Genomic DNA, 19,095 nt, shown 5'->3' on the forward strand with positions numbered 1-19,095 from the left:
CCCCCGTAGCCGCGAACGACGCCGACGGCCGCATATGGGCAATATGCCTGCGCCCGCCGTCCCGATGCGCCATCATGTCGCCAACGCGCCGGGCTTCCGGTCGGTCACTGAGAGGTGCCGGCGCATCAGGTACGCCCCAACGGGCGCTACACAGGGGGAATTTCATGAGGACTGTTCAGCGAACCCTGCTCTCCGGAGCGCTGACCGGCGTGCTGGCGCTGACCATGGCGGTGGGCACCGCCGGCGCCGCCACACCGGCCGACAAGGGACCTGACACCGCGACCGGAAGCACCACCCTCCGCACGGTGGACGTCCGCAGCGGTGACGTGATCACCTGCAAGGTCACCACACACCTCCCGCACTACTCCCACCACGCCCACGCCGACAACCGGCACATGGTGAACGTCACCGCCGACGTCAAGTGCACCAAGCCGGTCGCCCAACTCGCCCTCCGCGTAGGCCTGTACAAGAACGGAACGCTCTACAAGCAGAGCGGCGCCAAGGTCAACCGCGGCCGGAACAAGGTGAGCCAGAACGCCGCGCGCCGCTGCGTCAAGCGGCAGAAGTACACCGGCTACTCCGTCGGCGTGGTCACCTTCCCGCCCGGGTACACCCCGCACACCAAGCAGGTGACGCACACCAGCGCGACCGTCCGCATCAACGCCTGCAAGAAGCGCTGACCCCGCGGGACGGACAGACGCCCGACCTGCCGTGAGAGGCGACCGGCTCAACCGAGCCGGTCGCCGAGCGCCGCCGGAAGAACCTCCAGCTCCGGTGCGCCCGCCAGTTGCTCCGCCAGTCGCGCCGAGCAGCCGATATAGGTGGAGCTGAGATCCACGTCCGTGGCGACGCACCAGGCCCGGTCCCGGGGCCACCACAGGTTCGGCGACTGCGGAAAGAAGACCCCGGCGCTCCGGTCTCCCATGGCCGTCGCCGCCTCGACCGGCCCCTCGTAGAGCGCGTAGGCGCGGCCGCTCAACCGCACCTTCGGCCCGCTGTCATCGGACCAGCCCCACCCTTCCCAGAGGCCGAAGAAGCACTCCTGCGGAGTCTCCGTCCCCGCGGCCAGCACCGCGCACAGCGCCGTCAGCACATGCTCGGGCAGCGAACCCTCCCACGGCGGTTCCTCACCCGGGCCGGCCACCTCCTCGAAACGCGCCAGAGGATGCAGCGCGCGCCCCGACCGCTGTGCGACCTCCGCCCACCGCTCGAACCGGCCGTCCGACGGCTCGCTGGGGTGCAGCAGCCGTACGTACGCCTCGAACCCGGCCGGCAGCAGGGCATGGACACCGCTGTCGAACCCGCCGACGCTCTCCTCGATCCAGCGGGCCGACGCGACATCATCGACCCGCCGCGGCGGCTGTACCTCGTCCGGTGACCCCGTCATGGTCGGTTCCCCCTCCTGTGCGGCCTTGCGCCCAGTATGAACCGTGCACAGGGCCGGCGGGGCGTTGTCCACAGGCCGCGAGGGAACGAGGAGACGCCCGCGCCGACGCCGCCGACCGGGAGCCGGTCGGCGGCGTCGTACGGACGGGAACGTCAGGTGGCCTGCTGCAACTGCTGCAGGGAGGCCACCAGCTTGTCCACCTCCTCGGACGTGTTGTAGAGCGCGAGCGAGGCACGGGCCGCGCTCGCCAGGCCGTAGTGGGCCAGCGCCGGCTGGGCACAGTGGTGCCCGGCCCGGATGGCGATGCCGTCACGGTCCAGCCACGCGGCGATCTCCGACGGGTCGTGGCCGGCGAGGGTGAAGGTCAGCACGGCGATCCGGTCGGGCGCCGAGCCCACCAGCTCCAGTCCCGGAACCGTGGCCAGGGCTTGCTGCGCATACCCCATCAGCGAGGTCTCGTACGCGGCGATGGCATCGCGGTCGAAGGAGGTCAGCCAGTTCAGCGCGGCCAGCAGACCGACCACACCGGAGATGTGTCCGGTACCGGCCTCCAGGAGGTGAGGGACGGGGGCATAGGTGGTACGGGTGAAGTCGACCGAATCGATCATGTTGCCGCCGCCCTGCCACGGCGCCATGTCCCGCAGGATCTCCGGCTTGGCGTACAGCGCGCCGATGCCCGTGGGGGCGAACAGCTTGTGGCCGGAGAACACATAGAAGTCGGCGTCCAGGTCCTGCACGTCGACGGGGAAGTGCGCCACCGCCTGCGCCCCGTCCACCAGCACCTTGGCCCCGTAGCGATGGGCGAGTGCGGTCATCTCGCGCACCGGCGGGACGGTGCCGAGCACGTTCGACGCCTGGCTCAGCGCGACGAGCTGGGTGCGCATGGAGAGCAGGTCGTCGTACGCGGTGAGGTCGATCTGCCCGTCCGGTCCCAGTGGTACGGGGACCACCCGGGCCCGGGTCTGCTGGGCGATCAACTGCCAGGGGACGATGTTGGAATGGTGCTCCAGCACCGGCACCAGGATGTCGTCCCCGGGGCCGAGGTTGGCCCGGCCCCAGCTCTGGGCGACGAGGTTGATGGCCTCGGTGGTGCCGCGTACGAAGACGATGTCGTCCGGTGACGGCGCCCCCAGGAACTGGGCGACCGCCGACCGGCCCGCCTCGTACGCCTCGGTGGCCTCCCGGGCCATGGTGTGCGCACCGCGGTGGATGTTGGAGTTGGCCGATCCGTAGAAGCCGGCCAGTGCCTCGATGACCTGGCGCGGTTTCTGGGTGGTGGCCCCGTTGTCCAGCCAGACCAGCGGGTGCCCGTTCACCGTCCGGTGCAGGATCGGGACATCGCGTCGCGCCAACTCCGGTGAGAAGGCGGCCGTCTGTCCGGGGAGTCCGGTGAACCGTGTGGGGTGGCCGTCCGGGGCGGACAGGTCCGTGGGCGGAGTCGTGGCCGGATCGGGCGACACCAGACCGTCGCCGAGGGGCTGGGGAGTCGGTGCCCCGGGCCACAGACTCCGGACAACGTCAGGAGTAGTCATGGTAGTTGGAGACCTCGACGTTCTGGAGCACGGCGACCGCGTCCTCGACCAGCACCGCCGTATTGAAGTACGCCGTCATCAGGTAGGACGTGATGCCCTTCTGGTCGACGCCCATGTTCCGCATCGACAGCCCGGGCTCCACCTCGTCCTCGACCTTCGCGGGACGCAGACCCACCACGCCCTGCTCGGCCTCGCCCACCCGCATCAGCAGGATCTCGGTGGTGCCGATGCCGGCACTGCCGGAGAACCGGACCTTGTCCGACGGGAGCAACGGGACACCACGCCAGCTCAGCAGCGGGCTGCCGAACCGGGTGTCGATGACCGGGGGCACCCCCCGGCGCGTACACTCCCGGCCGAACGCCGCGATCGCCCTGGGGTGCGCGAGGAAGAATCCGGGCTGCTTCCAGACCCGGGTCAGCAGCTCGTCCAGGTCGTCGGGGGTGGGGGACCCGGTGCGTGCCTGGACCCGCTGCCCGGGAGCCACATTGTTGAAGAGACCGAACTCCGGGTGGTTGAGCAGCGCGGCCTCCTGCCGCTCACGCAGTGCGTGCGCCGTGAGGTTGGACTGCGCCCGGATCTGGTCGATGGGCCCGTTGTAGAGGTCGGAGACCCGGGTGTGCACACGCAGCACGGTCTGGGCCAGGCTCATGTGGTACTCGCGGGGCGTGTCCTCGTAGTCGACGAACGTCGCGGGCAGGTCGGGCTCACCGACATGCCCGGAACTGAGATCGACGGGCACCTCGGCGCCCGGCAGGACACCGTCCGCCGAGAGGTACGCGTCCATCGCACCCCGCACCGCCGTGTCGCGCTCGCACAGCCCCTCCAGCACGCTGCGCTCGACGCAGAGCGCCACACCGGGGGTGAGCGCCCGGACGCGGTAGGGGAGAGGTTCGGAACGGGTCCAGGCGTCGAGGTCGAAGAACTGCCCGTCGCCGATCACTTCGAGTACCGCGTCCTCGCCGTAGCGGCCGCTCACCCGCTTCTCGGCGCGGCCCTGGGCGATCACCCACAGCTTGTCGTGCGCGTCGCCGTCCTGGGCCAGCAGCTGCCCGGCCTCGAAGTTGACCTCGGTGAAGGAGCCCGCCAGTTCGGAGAGCAGGGCGTCATCGGCGTCCCGGAGGTACGGCAGCTCCCGCAGGTCTCCAGGGATGACACGGGGCGAACCGCCGTCGTGGTGGATGCTGATGCGGTCGTCCCCGAGGACATAGGTACGCCGGCGGTTGACGCGGAAGACACCGGCTTCCACGTCCACCCAGGGCAGGGCCCGCAGGAGGTAGCGCGGGGTGATGCCGCGCATCTTCGGGCTGGTCTTGGTAGTGGTCGCGAGCTGCCGTGCCGCATCCGGGCTGAGACTAGTCTGGTCGTTCACAGGACCTCCTCGCCGACGTGCGTGCCGGTCGGCCGGAACACGGCCGACCGGGACGCGGGAAGTCTGATCGTCGGGTCGCTGTCCGCCACCCGCAACCAGTGGTCCGCCGGCGTACGGCCGGAAACGCTCGCTGCACTGATTACGCAGTCTCGAATACCTGCGCGACTACCTGGAGTTCCGGCGCTGCCACCATACGTAGTAATCTCGCGAAGATCGATTGCGCCGGTGTCCTGACCCGTCGTATGACATCACCCGACGCCCGATTTGCGACGCGATTTACTCTCATAACGGTGCTTTGTGTTCCCTAAAGGCGGCCTTATGACGCCGCCTCATGGGGCTCCGTCGGTCCCCGCGAAGCGCAACTCCGTCAATACGCAAGGGCGTTGTGCACGGGTGCCGGTGGACGGGTGAGGGGTGTCGGCTCGCGGCTCTCGCGTCGCCGTCGTCACACCAGTCCGGCCTGCGACTTGCTGAACAGCACGCCCTTCGAATAGAAGAACACCGCGTTGCTGCTGCCGTCGGCGCCGTAGCAGGTCCAGGTGGTCGGGTAGTCGTGGGCGCGGTCGGATTCGCTGTTCTGCCGACAGGTGTTGGTGTAGGCGAAGAGGCTCTTCTCCTTGCTGCCTGCCTTGATCTTCCGGTATTCGGCGAGGGTCAGCGGGTCGGCGGTGGCGGCGCTGCCTTCGTAGGCGCAGGCGATCACGACGAAGCTGAGGATGCAGCCGCCGGCTATCGCACTCTTTTTCACGGGTGGGTCGTCCTTTGTGGCGGGGTGGGGGATCGGCCGGGCAAGTGTTTGTCGCTGAGTGGTAGTTCGCGGTTCGTCGTTCGTTCGTCCTTCGTCGTGGGGGGGCGGGCCGTCATCCCGTGGCGGCGTCCCCGCTGCTCATGCGGCTCGCTCACCGCGCAGGAATCGCTGCAGAATGAGGAGCAGGGTGGGCAGTTGCCCGGCCGGGTCGAAGGACGGCTCGGTGGTGGCGCTGGTGTACATCGAGGCGATGAGGGCCATGACCCACGAGGCGGTGTCGCGCGGGTCGAGCTCGGGGTCGATCTGACCGGCCGCGGCGGCCCTGGTGAGCAGTTCCGTGATCACCGCGTGCTCGTCGGCGCTGTCCTGGCTCAGGAGTTCCGCGAGTTCGGGGTCGCGGTGTGCCTGGAGCATGGCCTCCATCACCAGCGGCGGGGCCATGGGTTCCGCGGCGGGGGAGGCCAGGAAGCGTACGACGTCCAGGAGGGCGGTCCACGGGTCGGCGTCGGCCGTCGCCCGGCTCAGCCGCTCGGCCTTCTCGTCCTTGTCGTCCTGGAGGAGGGCGATGAAGATCGCGCGCTTGTTGGGGAAGTAGTGGAACACGTTCCCCGAACTCATTCCGGCGGCCTTGCAGATCTGCGCCGTCGTGGTGCGCTCGAAGCCCTGCGTGGCGAACAGCTCGGACGCGGCGTTCACGATGTGCTGACGCCGCGCTGCATGTTTCGCCGGATCGATCGTCCTCATGGCATCACCTTATGGCCGACGGTGCTCGGCCTGACCGAGTGCTCTCGCGCATCCCTCAATATTAGACCGAGCACTCGGTTTATAATGAGCCGCTGCTCCTGCACCTCACTGCTCCTGCACCTCACCGCGCCGGCCCCCGCCGGCCGCCGCGGGGCAGGCAACCCCTGAAGGGCGACACACTCATGAAAGACCGGCTCGCGCACCACCACTCGACGGGCACCCCCACGGTGCTGAAGCAACCGGCCTGGATGGCGGCGCTGGTTCACCTCGTTCTCGTGCTGTTAGGGGCCGGAGCCGGCTGGCTGGTCACGGTCCTGGTGGAGTGGCTGGTGACGCTGCCCTGGGCGCCGATGCAAGGACCGGCCAGGCTCCTGACCTCGGTGCCGGAGCCCTGGCTCACGGTCGGTCTGCTCTCCGCCGGAGCGCTGCTGGGGCTGATCGTGGCCCTCATCGCGCGATACGAGGAGCTCTCCGTCACCGTCTCGAACGAGCGGATCACCCTTACCCGGAAGGCCGAAGACCAGGAGTTCGCGCGGGACCGCATCCAGCAGGCGTTCCTGGACGGCAAGCAACTCGTGCTGCTCGGCGCGGAGAACGACGAACTCGCCCGGGAGGCCTGCGACCTGGATGCCCGGCGCGTCGCCGACGCCTTCCGGACGCACGGCTACACCTGGGTGGACGAGGACCCCTGCAAGGACGACTTCCGGCGCTGGGTGTCGGACATGCCGGGACTGCCCACCGGAGCCGACGCCCTGCTCAAGGCCCGTGCCCGGCTGCTCGACAAGACGAGCGCAGGCTCCACCGGTGAACTCATGGAACTGCGCGCAGAGTTGGCCAGGCTCGGGGTCGTGGTGCGGGACGAGAAGAGGTGCCAGTACTGGCGGTTGAGCGGGCGGCGGGGGTGAGTCGGTGATGAGGGTGAGGGGCGAGGAGCGTGCGGTGGCCCCTACGGGGCAACCACGCCTCCCATCTGCGGCTTCGCGTCGGCTCCGGGGCCCCACGCGGCGCTGCGCGCCCGCGACCCCGACGGCGGCTCAGGGGGAGTTCAACCCGGAGTATGACCTCTGACGCGACCACGGTCTGATTACTCCCGCCGCCCCTCACCGTTACCTTCGACTCGTATCGGTCGAGACGGCGTAGGAGAGACGGGGGAGAGAAGTGAGCGGGGGAGAACAGCTGCGAACGCTGCGGTGTGGCGGTCGCAGGAAGCGGATGGGGACGGTGCTCGCCGCCGTCGTGGCCGGTGTGGCCGGTGTGGCCCTGAGTGTGAGCACGGCCGGCGCCGTGCATGCCATGTCCGGGGGTACGCAGCTGCCGCAGCGGGACGCAGCCCCGTGGCTGGCGACGCTGGCGGTGAAGGGGGATGCTCCGCTGCTGCAACGAGCCTCGTGCGGCGGTGCGCTCATCGCTCCGGACCGCGTCCTGACGGCGGCACACTGCCTCGACGGACAGGACGCTCGGCGTGCCGAGGTCCACATCGGGTCCTCGGTCCTGTCACGGGACCCCGGCACCGTACGCGACATCCGCAGCGTCACCACTCATCCCCGCTACCAGCTGCTGCCCTCCCCGGCGGACCCCGACAACGCCGCGCTCTCCTCGGCCGCCTACGACATGGCGGAAATACGGCTCAGCGCCCCGGTTCGAGGCGTCAGGCCGCTCCCCCTCGCGCACCACCGGCCGCTCCCCGGCACCGCCGTATCGATCTTCAGCCACGGCACCACGGCCGCACCGGACCCCTCCCGGCCGGGCAAGGAGGTCCGCGGTGACGTACTCCGCCGCGGCGACCTCACCGTCCGCACCCATGCGCAGTGCGCGGCCCAGACACCCGCCATAGTCGACGAGGCCTCGGTCCTGTGCGCCCGGGACGCCGCCGACGGCGGCACGACCATGTGTTTCGGGGACAGTGGCAGCCCCCTCGTCATATGGGGACGTCGCGGCCCTGAACTGGCCGGTGTGTTCAGCTTCGCCGGCGAGACGGCCGGCAAGGTCTGTGGCCAGGCCGCCGATGCCGCGTTCGCCGACGTCCCGGCGCTCATAGCCGGGGTGAGGCGCTCATAGCGGGGGTGGGCTGACGCCGCGCGGCTGACGGCGCGGCGGACGGTGCGACAGCCTGCGGGGTAGTGGAACGACGCCATGGACCGGGCTCGGCCGGCCCGGAGTCGGTACAGGTGTGTTGTTCAGAAAATGGGTGTTCGGCGAAGACTGCTGCGCGGTGCGGGGATTCTGCCGATCTGCTGCCTGCGGCCTCGGCCGGTCGCTACGGTGACGGGCATGGATTCCAGCGACGCGTCTGGCGCCGATGAGTGGCCCCTGCCTCCTCCATGGATGTGGAGCTGCCAGAAGTGCACCGAGCTGTACAAGGCGATGAAGCGGGCCCCCGAGGCGGTGGACGCCGCACGGAAGGCAGGGGAGCCGGGGGTGGACTACGACCCCCTCGACACGGTGGTGTCCACCCAGATCCGGCTTGCCCGGCACATCGCCACCCAGCACGCTGCGGACGTCCCCGCCCTCGACCCGTCATGCGACAGATGCACCTGGGACCAGCAGCGGGAGATTCCACCCGTACTCGTCCTGGAACACCGTGCGCGTCACGTCTTCGCCCCGCCGAGCATCGCCGGTCTGCTGTAGCGCTTGCGGCACCCGCCGAGGGCGGAGTGCGGAGCGCGGAGGGTGTGGGCGATAGCGCGCCGACACCGGCGATGCCTCGAAGGCCCTGCGTGACCGAGAGCTACAGCGCGACGGTCACCGCGTAGGCGATGAAGAACGCCGCGCAGAGTACGACGAGGATGCCGAGGATGATGACCGGGCCTTTGGACCAGCCGCGCGTCTGTTTGTCGCGGGGCCCGGTTTCCGCCCCTGTGCTGCCCTCGGCCGCAGGCGTCTCCTCGGGCGGCACCCCGCCGCCGGGCCCGAGGCCGGGCGCACCGCGATCTGGTTCCGGATGTTGAGTACCCATAAGAGAAGCTTGCCCGATATCGACCGAATCCATCAGCGGAGAGCGGCAGGGCTTCGGCCAAGCGGGCGCGGGGACGCGTGGTCGTGCGGACGTGTGGTCGTGCCCGACCCCGGCTTCGGTCCTCTGCGGAGGGGGTGCCAGCCCGCGTGGTAGCGGCGGGCACCCCTCCCGCAGGAACCACCTCGCGTGGCGGCCCCGTCGTGGAGCGGCGCTCCGTAAACGGCAGCGCTCTGAGAGAGGCGGGCGGCCTCCGCGAAGGGAGATGGTCCCCTCTGTGAAGGGAGCCGACGCTCAGGGAAGGGGCACGGTGGCCGTGATCCGGAAGCCGCCGTTTTCCAGGGCCCCGGCCTCGAAGGTGCCGCCGAGCACGGTCACCCGCTCGCCCAGCCCCACCAGACCGTGGCCGCCGCTCGGCAGCAGGCTGGGCACGGGCCCGTTCGGGGCCTCGTTCTCCACGATCACCCGCACAGCGTCCTTCTGGTATCGCACCTCCACCCGGGCCGGTACCTTCCCCGCGTGCTTGTGGGCATTGGTCAGGCCTTCCTGGATCACCCGGTACAGGGTGGGCTGGACCGTGGAGTCCGTGGCCGGCGGTTCGCCGATGATGTCGAACGCGATCTCCATGCCGGCCGCCCGGGACTCCTCCACCAGGGTCGCGAGGTCCTCCGGCGTCGGCTGCGGAGAGAGCGGAACCTGCTGCTCCGCGTCATTCAGGCGCAACACCCCGAGCACCTGGCGCAGCTCGTTCAGCGCCTGCCGGCCCATGTCCCCGATCAGCTTGCCGGTGTCCGCGGCCACTCCCTGGCCGCCCGCTCCGGCCTCCAGGGCCCCGGCGTGGACCACCATCAGGCTCACCCGGTGGGAGACCACATCGTGCATCTCCCGCGCGATGCGGGTCCGCTCCTCCATCCGGGCCTGTGAAGCCAGCAGATGCTGCTCCCGTTCCAGCCGGTCCGCCCGGTCCTGGAGGGTCACCACCAGACTCCGCTTGGCTCCCCGGTACATGCCGAACAACACCGGCACCACTACGGAAGGCACCACGAGGAAGACCGTGTAGGGCACGAACTGCTCGGCCTCGAAGCCCGTGGCGAACGCGGTCCACCCGATGAGGACCACGGCCGCCGCGCCCGAACCGAGGAGGAGGTTGCGCCGCGACGACCCGTACTTCGCCAGCGCGTAGAGGCTCACGGGGAGGATGCTGAAGGACGGCAGTACGAGGGGGAGGAGAACCACCGCGACCGCGGCGAGCGTGTCCGGATAGCGCCGTCGCCAGATCAGCGCCGCCCCCTGCGCCATGACGAGCACGACGAGGACCGCTGGTGGCACCAGCAGCGGATCGTTCTCCGGGCCGTTCAGGCCGCTGACCAGCGCGATCGGGTTCGCCAGCGGGAAGAGCAGGACGAGCAGGACGTCGAACAGCATCGCGCTCCGGTGCTCCCACCACCAGGGCTGCCGCGGAGTTCTCGGGTAGAGGCCGAGCAGGACGGGCACTACAACGGCGGTCAGGCCGGCGAGCGCGAGGAGCACCGGAAGCTGGGCGAAGTTCCCCCCGTGGTGCGGGACGTACTGCCGCAGATGCAGGACGGCGACGCCCACCACGAGCGCCAGGCCGGCCGGAGCGGCGACGAACACCGTACGCAGCCGTGGGGTGTGCCGGGCCAGCGAGTAGAACGCCACCATCGTGGCCAGGACGGAGCCGGTGCCCAGGACGAGCCCGCCGGTGATGACCGCGGCCACCACCACGGGGAAACGGCGCCGCAGCACCAGCAGCAGCGCGGCCACGACCGTGACCCAGGTCTCCCAGCCCTGCGGGAGCAGGCTGTGCAGATGCCCGTCGGGGAAGGCGGAGCGGAACTGTGCGTCGAACCACGCACAGCCCATGGCTATCAGAACGTCCAGGGCGGTCGCGCCCCACGGACGCCACCACGAGGGAAGCGCAGGAAGCCGGAACAGCGGGCCCGGAGCGGACGGCGCCCGATCCGGAAGTGGAGCGGGCGCGGTGGCGGAACCGGCAACCTCAGCGGGCATAGGGGAAACCAAACGGACGTGCGGGCAATTCCCGGTATGTTACGTCGACTCCGCCGGACCGGAGCCTCCTGAGAACGTCTTCCTGGCGGACCCGGAGCCGACGCCCGCCGTGGTGCCGTGGTCGCTGTCGTGCTGTTCAGGGCCTTATCGCCGAGTGTGGCCGTGCGGTGAACGGCACCGTTGGCCGTACGACCACGGCCCGCCCCCCCGGTCGCCCACCCCGACTACAGTCCCAGGATGATGCGGCGTGCGAACCTCACCTCTCCTCCCGATGGCACCTGGTCCGGTCTGTCGCTGGAGGTCCAGGGACGCCCCAGGCCGGACCTGTGCCTGCTGACCGCACCGCCGCACCGGTTGCTGCTGGCCCAGGGAGGCGCACCGGTACTGCTCGGCGTGGTGGACCCGCCCGCCCATGGAGTGGACTTCTACCGCACGGGCCACTACCGGTCCCCCGTGCCGCCGCTGCGGGCGTCCACGGCGCGCGCCTACGGAGGGTCCACCGAGCGGTGGGCCCATCGCTTCGCGGATCTGCTGGCCACGTCGCCCGGGACGCCCCTGCACGACGGCCGCTGGGTGCTGTCCCCCGACCCCCGGCTGCGCCACTGGAACCATGCCCGCCGCACACCCGCCGAGTACTGGAGCTCGATGCTCATAGAGGGCCACCCGGACGGCTATGTCGACTGGTACGTCCACAACGGTTCGTTCGAGATCTTCCCGCTGCGGCCCATGCCGGACGCCGGCGACAGCCGGGTCAAGGCCTACCGGAAGCAGGCCCTGGACGGGACTCTGCCGCCCGTGCTGCTCTGGTGGGTCAGCGGTCTGGACTGCCCTCTCATCCTGGACGGCCATGCCCGCCTCGCCGCGGCCATCGCCGAGTCGACCCAGCCGGCACTGCTGGAACTCCACCGGACCGTCCCCGAGGACGAGGCGCACACCGCGACACACCACGCGGTTTCGGCGTACGAGACCGAACTGACCCGCTTCGCCGAGCTGCGCGCCCTTCACGGGCCCGGCGTCCCCGACGGCGCCGAGTTCGCCGGACCGATACTGAGCCGCCGACTCCACGAAGCGCGCACCGGACACCGCCCCACCTGGGCCTGGCCGCTGCCCGGCGGCACAGAGGAATGGGAACGCATCGCCCGGGAGCACACCGCCGGGCGCTGGCACCTCGACGAACGGCCGTGACCTGACCTGACCTGACCTGGCGACGCTGTTCGCTCTCGCCGTCCCCTCCGCCGCGCTGTCCCGGGGGCGCAGTGGCAGACGTCCTCCCCCGCACCCGCGAGGGAGGACGACCGGTCAACCGGGCCCGTACCACTCCGTTCCGCGCGATCCCTTCAACAAGAGCTCACGGCAACGGACTTGGGCCTACCACCGAGGCGATCCGCTCCTACTGAGGCTTGAAGGAACGGATTTGGTAGCTGCCCTGCAAGTTGCCGCCGGCGTGCGCGGGGGTGGAGCCGACACGGGCGTGATAGTTGGTCTGGGTGTAGTACTGCACACGGTGCCCGGTGTTGTTCCAGACGGAGCGCACGTTCTGTCCTCGCTGGATGAAGGAGCAGTCGTCGGCGGTGTTGGCCTTACTGGCCTGCGACCACTGGCAGCGGGTTCCGCCACCGTTCCAGTCGCTGTAGATGCAGAAGTACCCGGAGCTGCAGTTGTAGGCGGCCAGGCCGGTGCCTTGCGTGGGGATCGCGTGGGCGGTGGGAGCGGCACTGAAGGCGGCGGCGGCCAGGGCGGTAGCGGCGAGGGCGAACGAGTGAAGGCGGCGCATGGCAAAGCTCCTTGTCCTGGTGAGGATGGGAACAGTCATGCCGCTGTGGACCGGCTGAGAAGGATCGTGTGCAGGGGGAGGGCCACGGCTACGGGTGGCATGGGCGGGGTCGGCCTGCGAGGTGCCGGCGGGCGGCCTGACGAATCGCCACCAGTATGGTCCGCGCCCGTGGCCGCCCTGAGAGCATTTCTGGCCGGACCAACAGCGGTTGGAGCGCGGCAGCGTATGAACCGGGCGTACGCCGCGCGCTGCGCTCCGACGCCTCGTGGCACAACGTCCGGAACCGCGTACGCAACCCGCTCGGCGGGTCGACCGTGTGCGTACCTCGGCTGAGACTGGGTCGGCCCCGTCGCACCTCTGACAGCGTGGGCGCGGGCAAGGCGTGGAGCAACCGGAGAATCCGCGACTACCCGCGCCGGCGTGGTACCCGGCATGCCCTGTCCGGGTGCGTGGTCGTGGTCATGGGCTTGTGGGTTGTGCTCAGACCAGGGTGGAGATGCAGAACGGGTGGCCTGCGGGGTCCAGCAGGACGCGCCACCGGTCGGGGTCCGGCTGGAACTCGGGTTTGACGGCACCCAGGGCGAGCAGCCGGGCCTGGGCGGCGTCCAAGTCGTCGACGCCCAGCTCGATGTGGGCCTGCTTTTCCTGGGATGGGGCCGGCCAGGTGGGACGGCGGTAGTCGGTCAACCGGTTGAACCCCAGTCCGGCTCCGGCCTCTTGGCCGAGCAGGACGAAGTGGTCAGTGGAGAAGACGATGGGCAGGCCGAGGGCCTCGCCGTAGAAGCGGGCCAGTTCGGCGGGGTCCGGGCAGTCGAAGGTGACAGCCGAGTAGCGGAACGTGGGTGCGGAGGTGTTCGCCGTGTTCATGGGGCAGACGTTAGGGCGGGACCAGGACAGGTTCCGTCCTGGTCCTGTGGAACACTCCAGAATGTGATCACCGCATCCGCCCGCCTGCTGCGACTGGTCTCCTTGCTGGCCGCCCGTCCGTCGTGGACCTGCGGCGAACTGGCCGACCGGATGGCGGTGACCGACCGCACGGTGCGGCGGGACATCGCCAAGCTCCGGGACCTCGGCTACACCGTCGAGTCCGACCCCGGCCCATGGGGCGGCTATCGCCTCCGTGCCGGAGCCCGGGTTCCTCCGCTGATCCTCGATGACGAAGAAGCACTCGCCGTGGCTGTCGGGCTGCGCGAGGCCGCCCTCAGCGGCGCTCTCGGCGGCGACCAGGCCGCTCTGTCGGCCCTGTTGAAACTGCGGCAGGTTCTGCCGCGGCGGATCGCGGACCGGCTGGGCGAGATGGACGACACCTTCGTCCACACGCCCAGACACGGCGGACCGCAGATCTCGGCCGGCATGCTGCTGGAACTGGCGGCCGCTTGCCGCCGGGGCGAGCGTGCCCGGCTCTCGTACCGCGACTGGGAAGGGAGAGCCACGGTCCGGGAAGTCGACCCGTACCGCCTCGTCCACACCGAACGCCGGTGGTATTTCGTCGCCCGGGACGTCACACAAGCCCAGTGGCGGACCTTCCGGGCCGACCGGGTCGACCGACTACAGCCAACGGGGCACCCGAGGGAACTCATCGACCCACCCGACCCGGCGCTGCTCGTCTCCCGCTCCGTCGCGACCGGCCCCTACCCGCTCCATGCCACGATCCGCCTCCCGGTGCCCATGGACGAAGCACTGCGGCTGATCCCCTCGTCAGTCGGTTCCCACCGTCCCGAAGGCCCCGACGCCACGCTCGTCGACATCGGCGGTCCCGACGCAGAGGGGCTCGCCGGATACCTCCTCAGCCTGGCCACACCACTGCAAGTCCTGTCGCCGGACGCCGTACGGCAAGCCCTGCTACGCCGTGCCCAGGAACTCTGCGAGGGCAACGCGAACGGTCAGGCCGGGTAGCGACGTTGCAGGAGAACGGGCACCGAGACCGGGGTGTGGACCATGACCGCGTTCGGGAAGGTGGCGGTCAGACGGTCTGAGTCCGTCAGGCGCCGGCGTACGGTTCCTGGCTCCGCCACCACGACGGACACAGCTGGAGGAGGCCCCCGCGCCAGCGGCCTCAGTCCTGGCCGTAGTGGTCCCGTAGCGCCCTGGCGATGAGGTCGTGGACGAGGAAGGTGGCGGGGGCCCGGTTTTCCTTGAGGCGGGGGAGGTCGTGGGGGCCGAACCAGTCGTAGGCGGTGTGCTGGGGCCGTTCCAGGCGGGGGTGGTCCAGGTCGCCGTCGACTTCGACGAGGTAGTCGGCCTCCCGTCGTGTTCCGCCGCCGTCGTCACCGGTCCAGGTGCTGACATCGAGCAGCTGTCGCACCCGGCGCAGGTGCCAGCCGGTCTCCTCGGTGATTTCCCGGGCGAGGGTGTCCAGCAGGGATTCGCCGGCCTCGACATGTCCGCCGACGATGTCCCAGCAGTCCGGGAAGAGGCGGCGGCCGGGGCCGCGCTTCTGGGCGAAGGCCTTGTTGTCCTGGTTCAGGATGACCGCTCCGACCACCCATACCTCGCCGTCGGCGGGGGAGGGGAACTCCACACCGTTGTCCACGACCACGTCGCGCTGTTCGTTCGGCATGGGCTCACGGTAGGACCATGGCCCGTCACACGGCGGCCGGCGGCTCGAATGCGACGGCCGGTGCTCCGCGCGCGACCTGCGGGGATGCGTCGCGTGGCGGGTACCGGCGCGGGGACTCCGTCAGCCGGGCGGTGTTCGTCGCCAGGGGCGTCGTGTGGTTTGCGAGCCGGGTGTGGCGCGGGGCACCCTTGCGGCATGTCATACGTAAGGCTTGAGGCCTGGATCGGTGGAGAGTGGCTGGAGGTCGACGCGGTGAGCGTCACCGTGATGGACTCCGCGCTGACCCTCTCCTTTGAGCATCAGCGAACCGAGTCCGGGTACCGGAGCCTGATCTGGGAGCCCCTGGAGAAGTTCCTCCGGGAGTACCGCGACGAGCCGCTCGTCGTCGTCCCCCTGGGGCGCAATCTGCCGGTGATGTTCGGTCCCGGTGCGGCAGGGCCCTTCCGGCTGGCGGAGATGCGGGACTGACCGTGCCGTCGGCCGCTGCGGCCGGCGCCGGTCCGGCAGCGACGGATTCTTCGGGTCCGTCGCTGCCGGCTTCGTCCGGGGCGCCGCTACCGGCTCCCCGGCGGTCGCCGTGTGCGCAGCGTCAGCCGGCGGAGGCGGCGGATGCGCGGCGACGGCGTGCGAGGGCGCCGACGGCGAGGTCCACGGCCAGGAAGGCGATCAGTGAGATGCCGAGCAGGGGCACCAGCCAGCCCACCGCTCCTACGGCGAGTACGAGCGGAAGGAGCAGGGGCAGCGGCACCTGACGCCAGGCGCCGCGCGGAATCGGACGCCCGAAGGAGAGCGTGCGGTCGCGGGTGGGGCGGCGCTGCCACCACATCCGGTAGCCCCAGAGGATCAGGAAAACCAGGGCCAGGGCGAGGGCGGCCAGTGCGAGCTGGTTGGCCAGGCCGAACAGGGTGCCCGTGTGCAGGTCGATGCCGTAGCGGGTGAGCTTGGCCAGGACGGGGTAGTCGGCGAAACGCGAGACGTCGGTGACCTTTCCCGTGGCCGGGTCGACGGCGATGGCGTCCTGCTTCTCGGGCCAGCTGCGCTGTATCTGCTTCACGGCATAGGCGGTGCCCTGCTCCGTCGGCAGGCTGATCTCCACGGGGTTGGAGAGCCCCTGGGCACGGGCGGTCCGGAGGACCTTGTCGATGCCCACATCCGACGGAGTGGAGCCGCCCGACGGGTCGCCCTTCCTCTCCCCCTTCTCCGGCATACCGGGCATTCCGGCCATCCCCGAGGGGCCGCCGTGTCCGGCGTGATCCTCCGCCACGGCGGTCGAGACGGTCGGGGTCGCCTGTCCCAGGGCCTCCCGGAGGTCGCCGATGTTCGCCCCGGCGTACGCGGACCAGGTCAGACCGGTCGCGGAGAGGAAGACCAGACCGACCGAGGCCCAGAGGCCGACCGCACCGTGCCAGGACAGGGTCCGGCGGCGGCCGGTGGCGGTGCGGTCCGGCAGCGCCAGGGCCTTCAGCGCGCGGTTCCGGCGCCGACGGCCGATCCACAGCGCGAGTCCGCCCCCGGCGACCACCCACAGCCAGCTGGCGGCCAGTTCGCTGTAGAGCCGGCCGCTCTCGCCCAGGTGCAGATCGCGGTGGAGTGAGTCCAGCCAGGTGCGCAGGGGCAGCGCGCCCCCGGAGCCGTAAGTCTCCAGCGCCCCACGGACGTTGCCGGTGTACGGGTCGACGAAGACGGCGAGCTGGTGGTCGGCGGTCACGCCCGGTGTGCCGGAGAGCAGGACCCGGGTGGTGTCCCCGGGCCGCGGAGCCGGACGTACGGCGGCGACCTTGCCCTCGGGGTGGGCCTTACGGGCGTCGGCGATCTGCTGCGACAGCGGCAGCTCGGCCTTGCCGACCGGCGCGCTCAGCTCGTGCGCGTAGACGATCTTCTCCGCCTGGAAGGAGCAGGCGTACAGCAGCCCGGTGACCGCGGCGACGAGCAGGAAGGGCGCGATCAGCACCCCGGCGTAGAAGTGGAGGCGCAGGACGAGCGGACGGAGCGCGGCCCACCCGGTACGGCCGGTCGCCCGTTCGTCCCCCGCGCCGGTGGTGTCGGGGGAGTCCGGTGCGCCAGGGGAGTCCGGCGCGTCCGGTGAGTCGCTCGGGGCGAGTCGTTGTTCAGTGGGCACGCGGGGCTCCCGGCTCGTAGGTGAGGTGGCCCGGCCCACTGCCGGTGCCGCTCAGGGAGTCGGACGGACCGGTGCCGGAGTTCCCGGGCGTGCGGTGTGAGCTGTCCCATACCTGCCGGGCCGTGAGTCCACCCACCCTGCGGGGTACCCGCACCGGGTGGCACGATGGCGGTCATGACAAACGGGCCGGGCTTACGCGCTGACGGGCTGACGTCGCGTGTGCGGTGCGGGCTGCCCACCAGGGGCTTCCTCCCACACCTGCCGCCCGAACTCCCCGGACCGGCCCGCGAGAGACGAGATGCCCCGCAGGTGTCGCCCTCGTGCCACAGGTCCGCGCAGCACGGCCCACCCCCCACCGCTGGAGGCAGCCCGATGATGAACCACGCAGCAGTGCACGCTCCTCGGAGCAGCCGCAGGAGGAAGCCGGCCGCCCTCGCGGCGGCGACGGCCCTGACAGCGGTGTCGCTGCTCGCCGGCTGTTCGTCCGAGGAGCCGGAGAAGCCCCAGCGCCCGGCGCCGGCTGACCCCTCCCCACAGCAGAGCAGCCACCCACCCAAGCCGAAGCCCAAGCCGGAGGGCGCCGGTTTCGCGCCCTACGTCGACACCTCGCTCAGGCCCTCCTTCGACCTTCTCCAGGGCGCGGAGGAGACCGGCGTGAAGGAGTACAACCTGGCGTTCGTCTCCCCGGGAGGCGGCTGTGTGCCCAAGTGGGGCGGCAGGCAGCCGCTCGGCGCCAACCCCGTGGCGCAGCAGGCGGAGGCACTGCGGGGAGAGGGCGGCGACGTCCGGGTCTCCTTCGGCGGCCAGAGCGGCAACGAACTCGCCCGGGTCTGCGGCTCGGTGGACAAGCTGGTGGCCGCCTACCGCAAGGTCATCGACGCCTACGGCCTGACGAAGGTCGACTTCGACATCGAGGGCCCCGCGCTGACCGACACCAAGGCCAACCACCTCCGCGCCCAGGCCATCGCCCGGCTTCAGCAGCGCGGCAAGCTGGACGTCTCCTACACCCTCCCGGTGCTCCCCTCCGGCATGAACCGGCATGCCGTCGCGGTGCTGAAGGAGGCCAGGAAGAACGGCGCCCGGATATCCACCGTGAACGTCATGGCCATGGACTACGGCACCTACTACGACGGTGACATGGGCAAGTACGCCGTCTCGGCCGCCACCGCCACCCAGAAGCAGATCAAGGGCGCGCTGGGCATCCGGGACGAGGCCGAGGCGTGGAAGAGCGTCTCCGTCACCCCGATGATCGGCGTCAACGACGTCAAGGGCGAGGTCTTCCGGCCCGACGACGCGGCCGAACTCAGGAAGTTCGCCAAGGAGAAGGGGCTCGGCCGGCTGTCGATGTGGTCGATGACCCGCGACAAGCCCTGCCCGGGAGGCGCGAACATCAAGGCACAGGCGACCTGTTCGAGCATCGACAAGAAGACGAACGAGTTCGTGCGCGCCTTCGCGGGCTGACCGGGGAGGACCGGCGGGCGGACCGGGCACCGCCGCACCGAGGGGGCGTCGCAGTGAGCGTTCTCCGTGGTGCGCCGGTGACCGGGACGCGCTCGCCCGTACGGGTGAGCTGCCTTCCGCTGCGTTGCCTGCGCCTCACCGGGATGGGTTACTGAATCCGTCCGATTCCGGTGGGCCGCCCATCCTTTCCGGGGGAGTGGAAGGCGTCTTGCCCGTTTCGGAGCATCGTGTGAGCACGCTGCCGTCCGAGCGCTCTCCCGTTGGGGATGTGCAGGACCGGCCATGTCGGCGCGCGTCACGCGGGCGTCTCATGGTGCGGCGGGCCCGCGAGCTGGTCTGGAGCCGTCATGCCTGCTGCCCGCGCTGTGCACCCCGTCCGCGTCACCGTTCCTCGACGGGTGGCCCCGAGAGACCGTT

At 70.5% G+C, this 19,095-nt stretch carries 19 protein-coding genes; 8 read left to right on the top strand and 11 right to left on the bottom strand.

Features of this window, described 5'->3' with window-relative positions; all coding sequences use genetic code 11:
* The first annotated feature begins 164 nt into the window (after window positions 1-164).
* Window positions 165-680, top strand: coding sequence for a hypothetical protein (locus ACWC9R_RS14985; protein ID WP_450731745.1), 516 nt, complete (start codon window positions 165-167; stop codon window positions 678-680).
* A 47-nt stretch (window positions 681-727) separates the two neighbouring features.
* Here the strand turns inward: ACWC9R_RS14985 and ACWC9R_RS14990 are convergent, their stop codons facing one another.
* The 5 genes from ACWC9R_RS14990 to ACWC9R_RS15010 form a co-directional block, all read right to left on the bottom strand.
* Window positions 728-1,387: a hypothetical protein gene (locus ACWC9R_RS14990; RefSeq protein WP_450731747.1), complete on the bottom strand. Its 660-nt coding sequence runs from the start codon at window positions 1,385-1,387 to the stop codon at window positions 728-730.
* A 152-nt stretch (window positions 1,388-1,539) separates the two neighbouring features.
* Entirely contained in the window at window positions 1,540-2,919 is a 1,380-nt protein-coding gene (locus tag ACWC9R_RS14995) for a SufS family cysteine desulfurase (RefSeq protein WP_450731749.1), read from the bottom strand.
* Window positions 2,906-4,288 carry a family 2B encapsulin nanocompartment shell protein gene (locus ACWC9R_RS15000; RefSeq protein ID WP_450731750.1) on the bottom strand — a complete coding sequence of 461 codons (1,383 nt, stop codon included), beginning with the start codon at window positions 4,286-4,288 and terminating at the stop codon, window positions 2,906-2,908. Before ACWC9R_RS15000 ends, ACWC9R_RS14995 begins: the two co-directional genes overlap by 14 nt.
* Before the next feature lie 445 nt (window positions 4,289-4,733).
* Window positions 4,734-5,036, bottom strand: coding sequence for a hypothetical protein (locus tag ACWC9R_RS15005; RefSeq protein WP_450731752.1), 303 nt, complete (start codon window positions 5,034-5,036; stop codon window positions 4,734-4,736).
* Window positions 5,037-5,174: 138 nt separating this feature from the next.
* Window positions 5,175-5,780, bottom strand: coding sequence for a TetR/AcrR family transcriptional regulator (locus ACWC9R_RS15010; RefSeq protein WP_450731754.1), 606 nt, complete (start codon window positions 5,778-5,780; stop codon window positions 5,175-5,177).
* Between the two features lie 182 nt (window positions 5,781-5,962).
* On the opposite strand from ACWC9R_RS15010, the gene ACWC9R_RS15015 reads away from it, so the two are divergent.
* The 3 genes from ACWC9R_RS15015 (at window position 5,963) to ACWC9R_RS15025 (ending at window position 8,408) form a co-directional block, all read left to right on the top strand.
* Window positions 5,963-6,685, top strand: a complete 723-nt coding sequence (locus ACWC9R_RS15015) for a YqeB family protein (protein ID WP_450731756.1) — start codon at window positions 5,963-5,965, stop codon at window positions 6,683-6,685.
* A gap of 307 nt (window positions 6,686-6,992) precedes the next feature.
* Window positions 6,993-7,838, top strand: a complete 846-nt coding sequence (locus tag ACWC9R_RS15020) for a S1 family peptidase (protein ID WP_450731757.1) — start codon at window positions 6,993-6,995, stop codon at window positions 7,836-7,838.
* Between the two features lie 213 nt (window positions 7,839-8,051).
* On the top strand, window positions 8,052-8,408 hold the full coding sequence (locus ACWC9R_RS15025; RefSeq protein WP_362611985.1) for a hypothetical protein: 357 nt from the start codon (window positions 8,052-8,054) through the stop codon (window positions 8,406-8,408).
* A 100-nt stretch (window positions 8,409-8,508) separates the two neighbouring features.
* Here ACWC9R_RS15025 and ACWC9R_RS15030 read toward each other — a convergent pair whose 3' ends face one another.
* Both ACWC9R_RS15030 and ACWC9R_RS15035 read right to left on the bottom strand, forming a co-directional pair.
* Entirely contained in the window at window positions 8,509-8,769 is a 261-nt protein-coding gene (locus ACWC9R_RS15030) for a DUF6480 family protein (protein WP_450731759.1), read from the bottom strand.
* Between the two features lie 258 nt (window positions 8,770-9,027).
* A complete protein-coding gene (locus ACWC9R_RS15035; RefSeq protein WP_450731761.1) occupies window positions 9,028-10,617 on the bottom strand; it encodes a sensor histidine kinase in 1,590 nt (529 codons plus the stop codon).
* Window positions 10,618-11,001: 384 nt separating this feature from the next.
* On the opposite strand from ACWC9R_RS15035, the gene ACWC9R_RS15040 reads away from it, so the two are divergent.
* Entirely contained in the window at window positions 11,002-11,949 is a 948-nt protein-coding gene (locus ACWC9R_RS15040; protein WP_450731763.1) for a hypothetical protein, read from the top strand.
* Between the two features lie 205 nt (window positions 11,950-12,154).
* Here the strand turns inward: ACWC9R_RS15040 and ACWC9R_RS15045 are convergent, their stop codons facing one another.
* Entirely contained in the window at window positions 12,155-12,538 is a 384-nt protein-coding gene (locus ACWC9R_RS15045; protein WP_450731765.1) for a peptidase inhibitor family I36 protein, read from the bottom strand.
* Window positions 12,539-13,018: 480 nt separating this feature from the next.
* Window positions 13,019-13,405 carry a VOC family protein gene (locus tag ACWC9R_RS15050; RefSeq protein WP_450731766.1) on the bottom strand — a complete coding sequence of 129 codons (387 nt, stop codon included), beginning with the start codon at window positions 13,403-13,405 and terminating at the stop codon, window positions 13,019-13,021.
* A gap of 63 nt (window positions 13,406-13,468) precedes the next feature.
* Here ACWC9R_RS15050 and ACWC9R_RS15055 point away from each other — a divergent pair, with 63 nt between their 5' ends.
* A complete protein-coding gene (locus ACWC9R_RS15055) occupies window positions 13,469-14,434 on the top strand; it encodes a helix-turn-helix transcriptional regulator (RefSeq protein WP_450731768.1) in 966 nt (321 codons plus the stop codon).
* A gap of 160 nt (window positions 14,435-14,594) precedes the next feature.
* Here ACWC9R_RS15055 and ACWC9R_RS15060 read toward each other — a convergent pair whose 3' ends face one another.
* The gene (locus tag ACWC9R_RS15060; RefSeq protein ID WP_450731770.1) at window positions 14,595-15,098 is read right to left on the bottom strand and encodes an NUDIX hydrolase; all 504 of its coding nucleotides are present in this window, start codon (window positions 15,096-15,098) and stop codon (window positions 14,595-14,597) included.
* 195 nt (window positions 15,099-15,293) lie between these two features.
* On the opposite strand from ACWC9R_RS15060, the gene ACWC9R_RS15065 reads away from it, so the two are divergent.
* Window positions 15,294-15,566 (top strand): hypothetical protein, encoded by a 273-nt coding sequence (locus ACWC9R_RS15065; RefSeq protein WP_362611999.1) that lies wholly within the window; start codon window positions 15,294-15,296, stop codon window positions 15,564-15,566.
* Between the two features lie 121 nt (window positions 15,567-15,687).
* Here the strand turns inward: ACWC9R_RS15065 and ACWC9R_RS15070 are convergent, their stop codons facing one another.
* Entirely contained in the window at window positions 15,688-17,217 is a 1,530-nt protein-coding gene (locus ACWC9R_RS15070; RefSeq protein WP_450731772.1) for a PepSY-associated TM helix domain-containing protein, read from the bottom strand.
* 372 nt (window positions 17,218-17,589) lie between these two features.
* Here ACWC9R_RS15070 and ACWC9R_RS15075 point away from each other — a divergent pair, with 372 nt between their 5' ends.
* On the top strand, window positions 17,590-18,678 hold the full coding sequence (locus ACWC9R_RS15075) for a chitinase (protein WP_450731774.1): 1,089 nt from the start codon (window positions 17,590-17,592) through the stop codon (window positions 18,676-18,678).
* The last annotated feature ends 417 nt before the right edge of the window (window positions 18,679-19,095 follow it).

It is taken from the genome of Streptomyces sp. NPDC001219, from assembly GCF_053597915.1.

Excerpts from the sequence above, each read along its gene's own strand:
- ACWC9R_RS14985 (WP_450731745.1), top strand. The coding sequence starts at position 165 with ATGAGGACTGTTCAGCGAACCCTGCTCTCCGGAGCGCTGACCGGCGTG.
- ACWC9R_RS14990 (WP_450731747.1), bottom strand. The coding sequence starts at position 1,387 with ATGACGGGGTCACCGGACGAGGTACAGCCGCCGCGGCGGGTCGATGAT.
- ACWC9R_RS14995 (WP_450731749.1), bottom strand. The coding sequence starts at position 2,919 with ATGACTACTCCTGACGTTGTCCGGAGTCTGTGGCCCGGGGCACCGACT.
- ACWC9R_RS15010 (WP_450731754.1), bottom strand. The coding sequence starts at position 5,780 with ATGAGGACGATCGATCCGGCGAAACATGCAGCGCGGCGTCAGCACATC.
- ACWC9R_RS15015 (WP_450731756.1), top strand. The coding sequence starts at position 5,963 with ATGAAAGACCGGCTCGCGCACCACCACTCGACGGGCACCCCCACGGTG.
- ACWC9R_RS15020 (WP_450731757.1), top strand. The coding sequence starts at position 6,993 with ATGGGGACGGTGCTCGCCGCCGTCGTGGCCGGTGTGGCCGGTGTGGCC.
- ACWC9R_RS15025 (WP_362611985.1), top strand. The coding sequence starts at position 8,052 with ATGGATTCCAGCGACGCGTCTGGCGCCGATGAGTGGCCCCTGCCTCCT.
- ACWC9R_RS15030 (WP_450731759.1), bottom strand. The coding sequence starts at position 8,769 with ATGGATTCGGTCGATATCGGGCAAGCTTCTCTTATGGGTACTCAACAT.
- ACWC9R_RS15035 (WP_450731761.1), bottom strand. The coding sequence starts at position 10,617 with ATGGGCTGTGCGTGGTTCGACGCACAGTTCCGCTCCGCCTTCCCCGAC.
- ACWC9R_RS15040 (WP_450731763.1), top strand. The coding sequence starts at position 11,002 with ATGATGCGGCGTGCGAACCTCACCTCTCCTCCCGATGGCACCTGGTCC.
- ACWC9R_RS15045 (WP_450731765.1), bottom strand. The coding sequence starts at position 12,538 with ATGCGCCGCCTTCACTCGTTCGCCCTCGCCGCTACCGCCCTGGCCGCC.
- ACWC9R_RS15050 (WP_450731766.1), bottom strand. The coding sequence starts at position 13,405 with ATGAACACGGCGAACACCTCCGCACCCACGTTCCGCTACTCGGCTGTC.
- ACWC9R_RS15060 (WP_450731770.1), bottom strand. The coding sequence starts at position 15,098 with ATGCCGAACGAACAGCGCGACGTGGTCGTGGACAACGGTGTGGAGTTC.
- ACWC9R_RS15065 (WP_362611999.1), top strand. The coding sequence starts at position 15,294 with ATGTCATACGTAAGGCTTGAGGCCTGGATCGGTGGAGAGTGGCTGGAG.
- ACWC9R_RS15075 (WP_450731774.1), top strand. The coding sequence starts at position 17,590 with ATGATGAACCACGCAGCAGTGCACGCTCCTCGGAGCAGCCGCAGGAGG.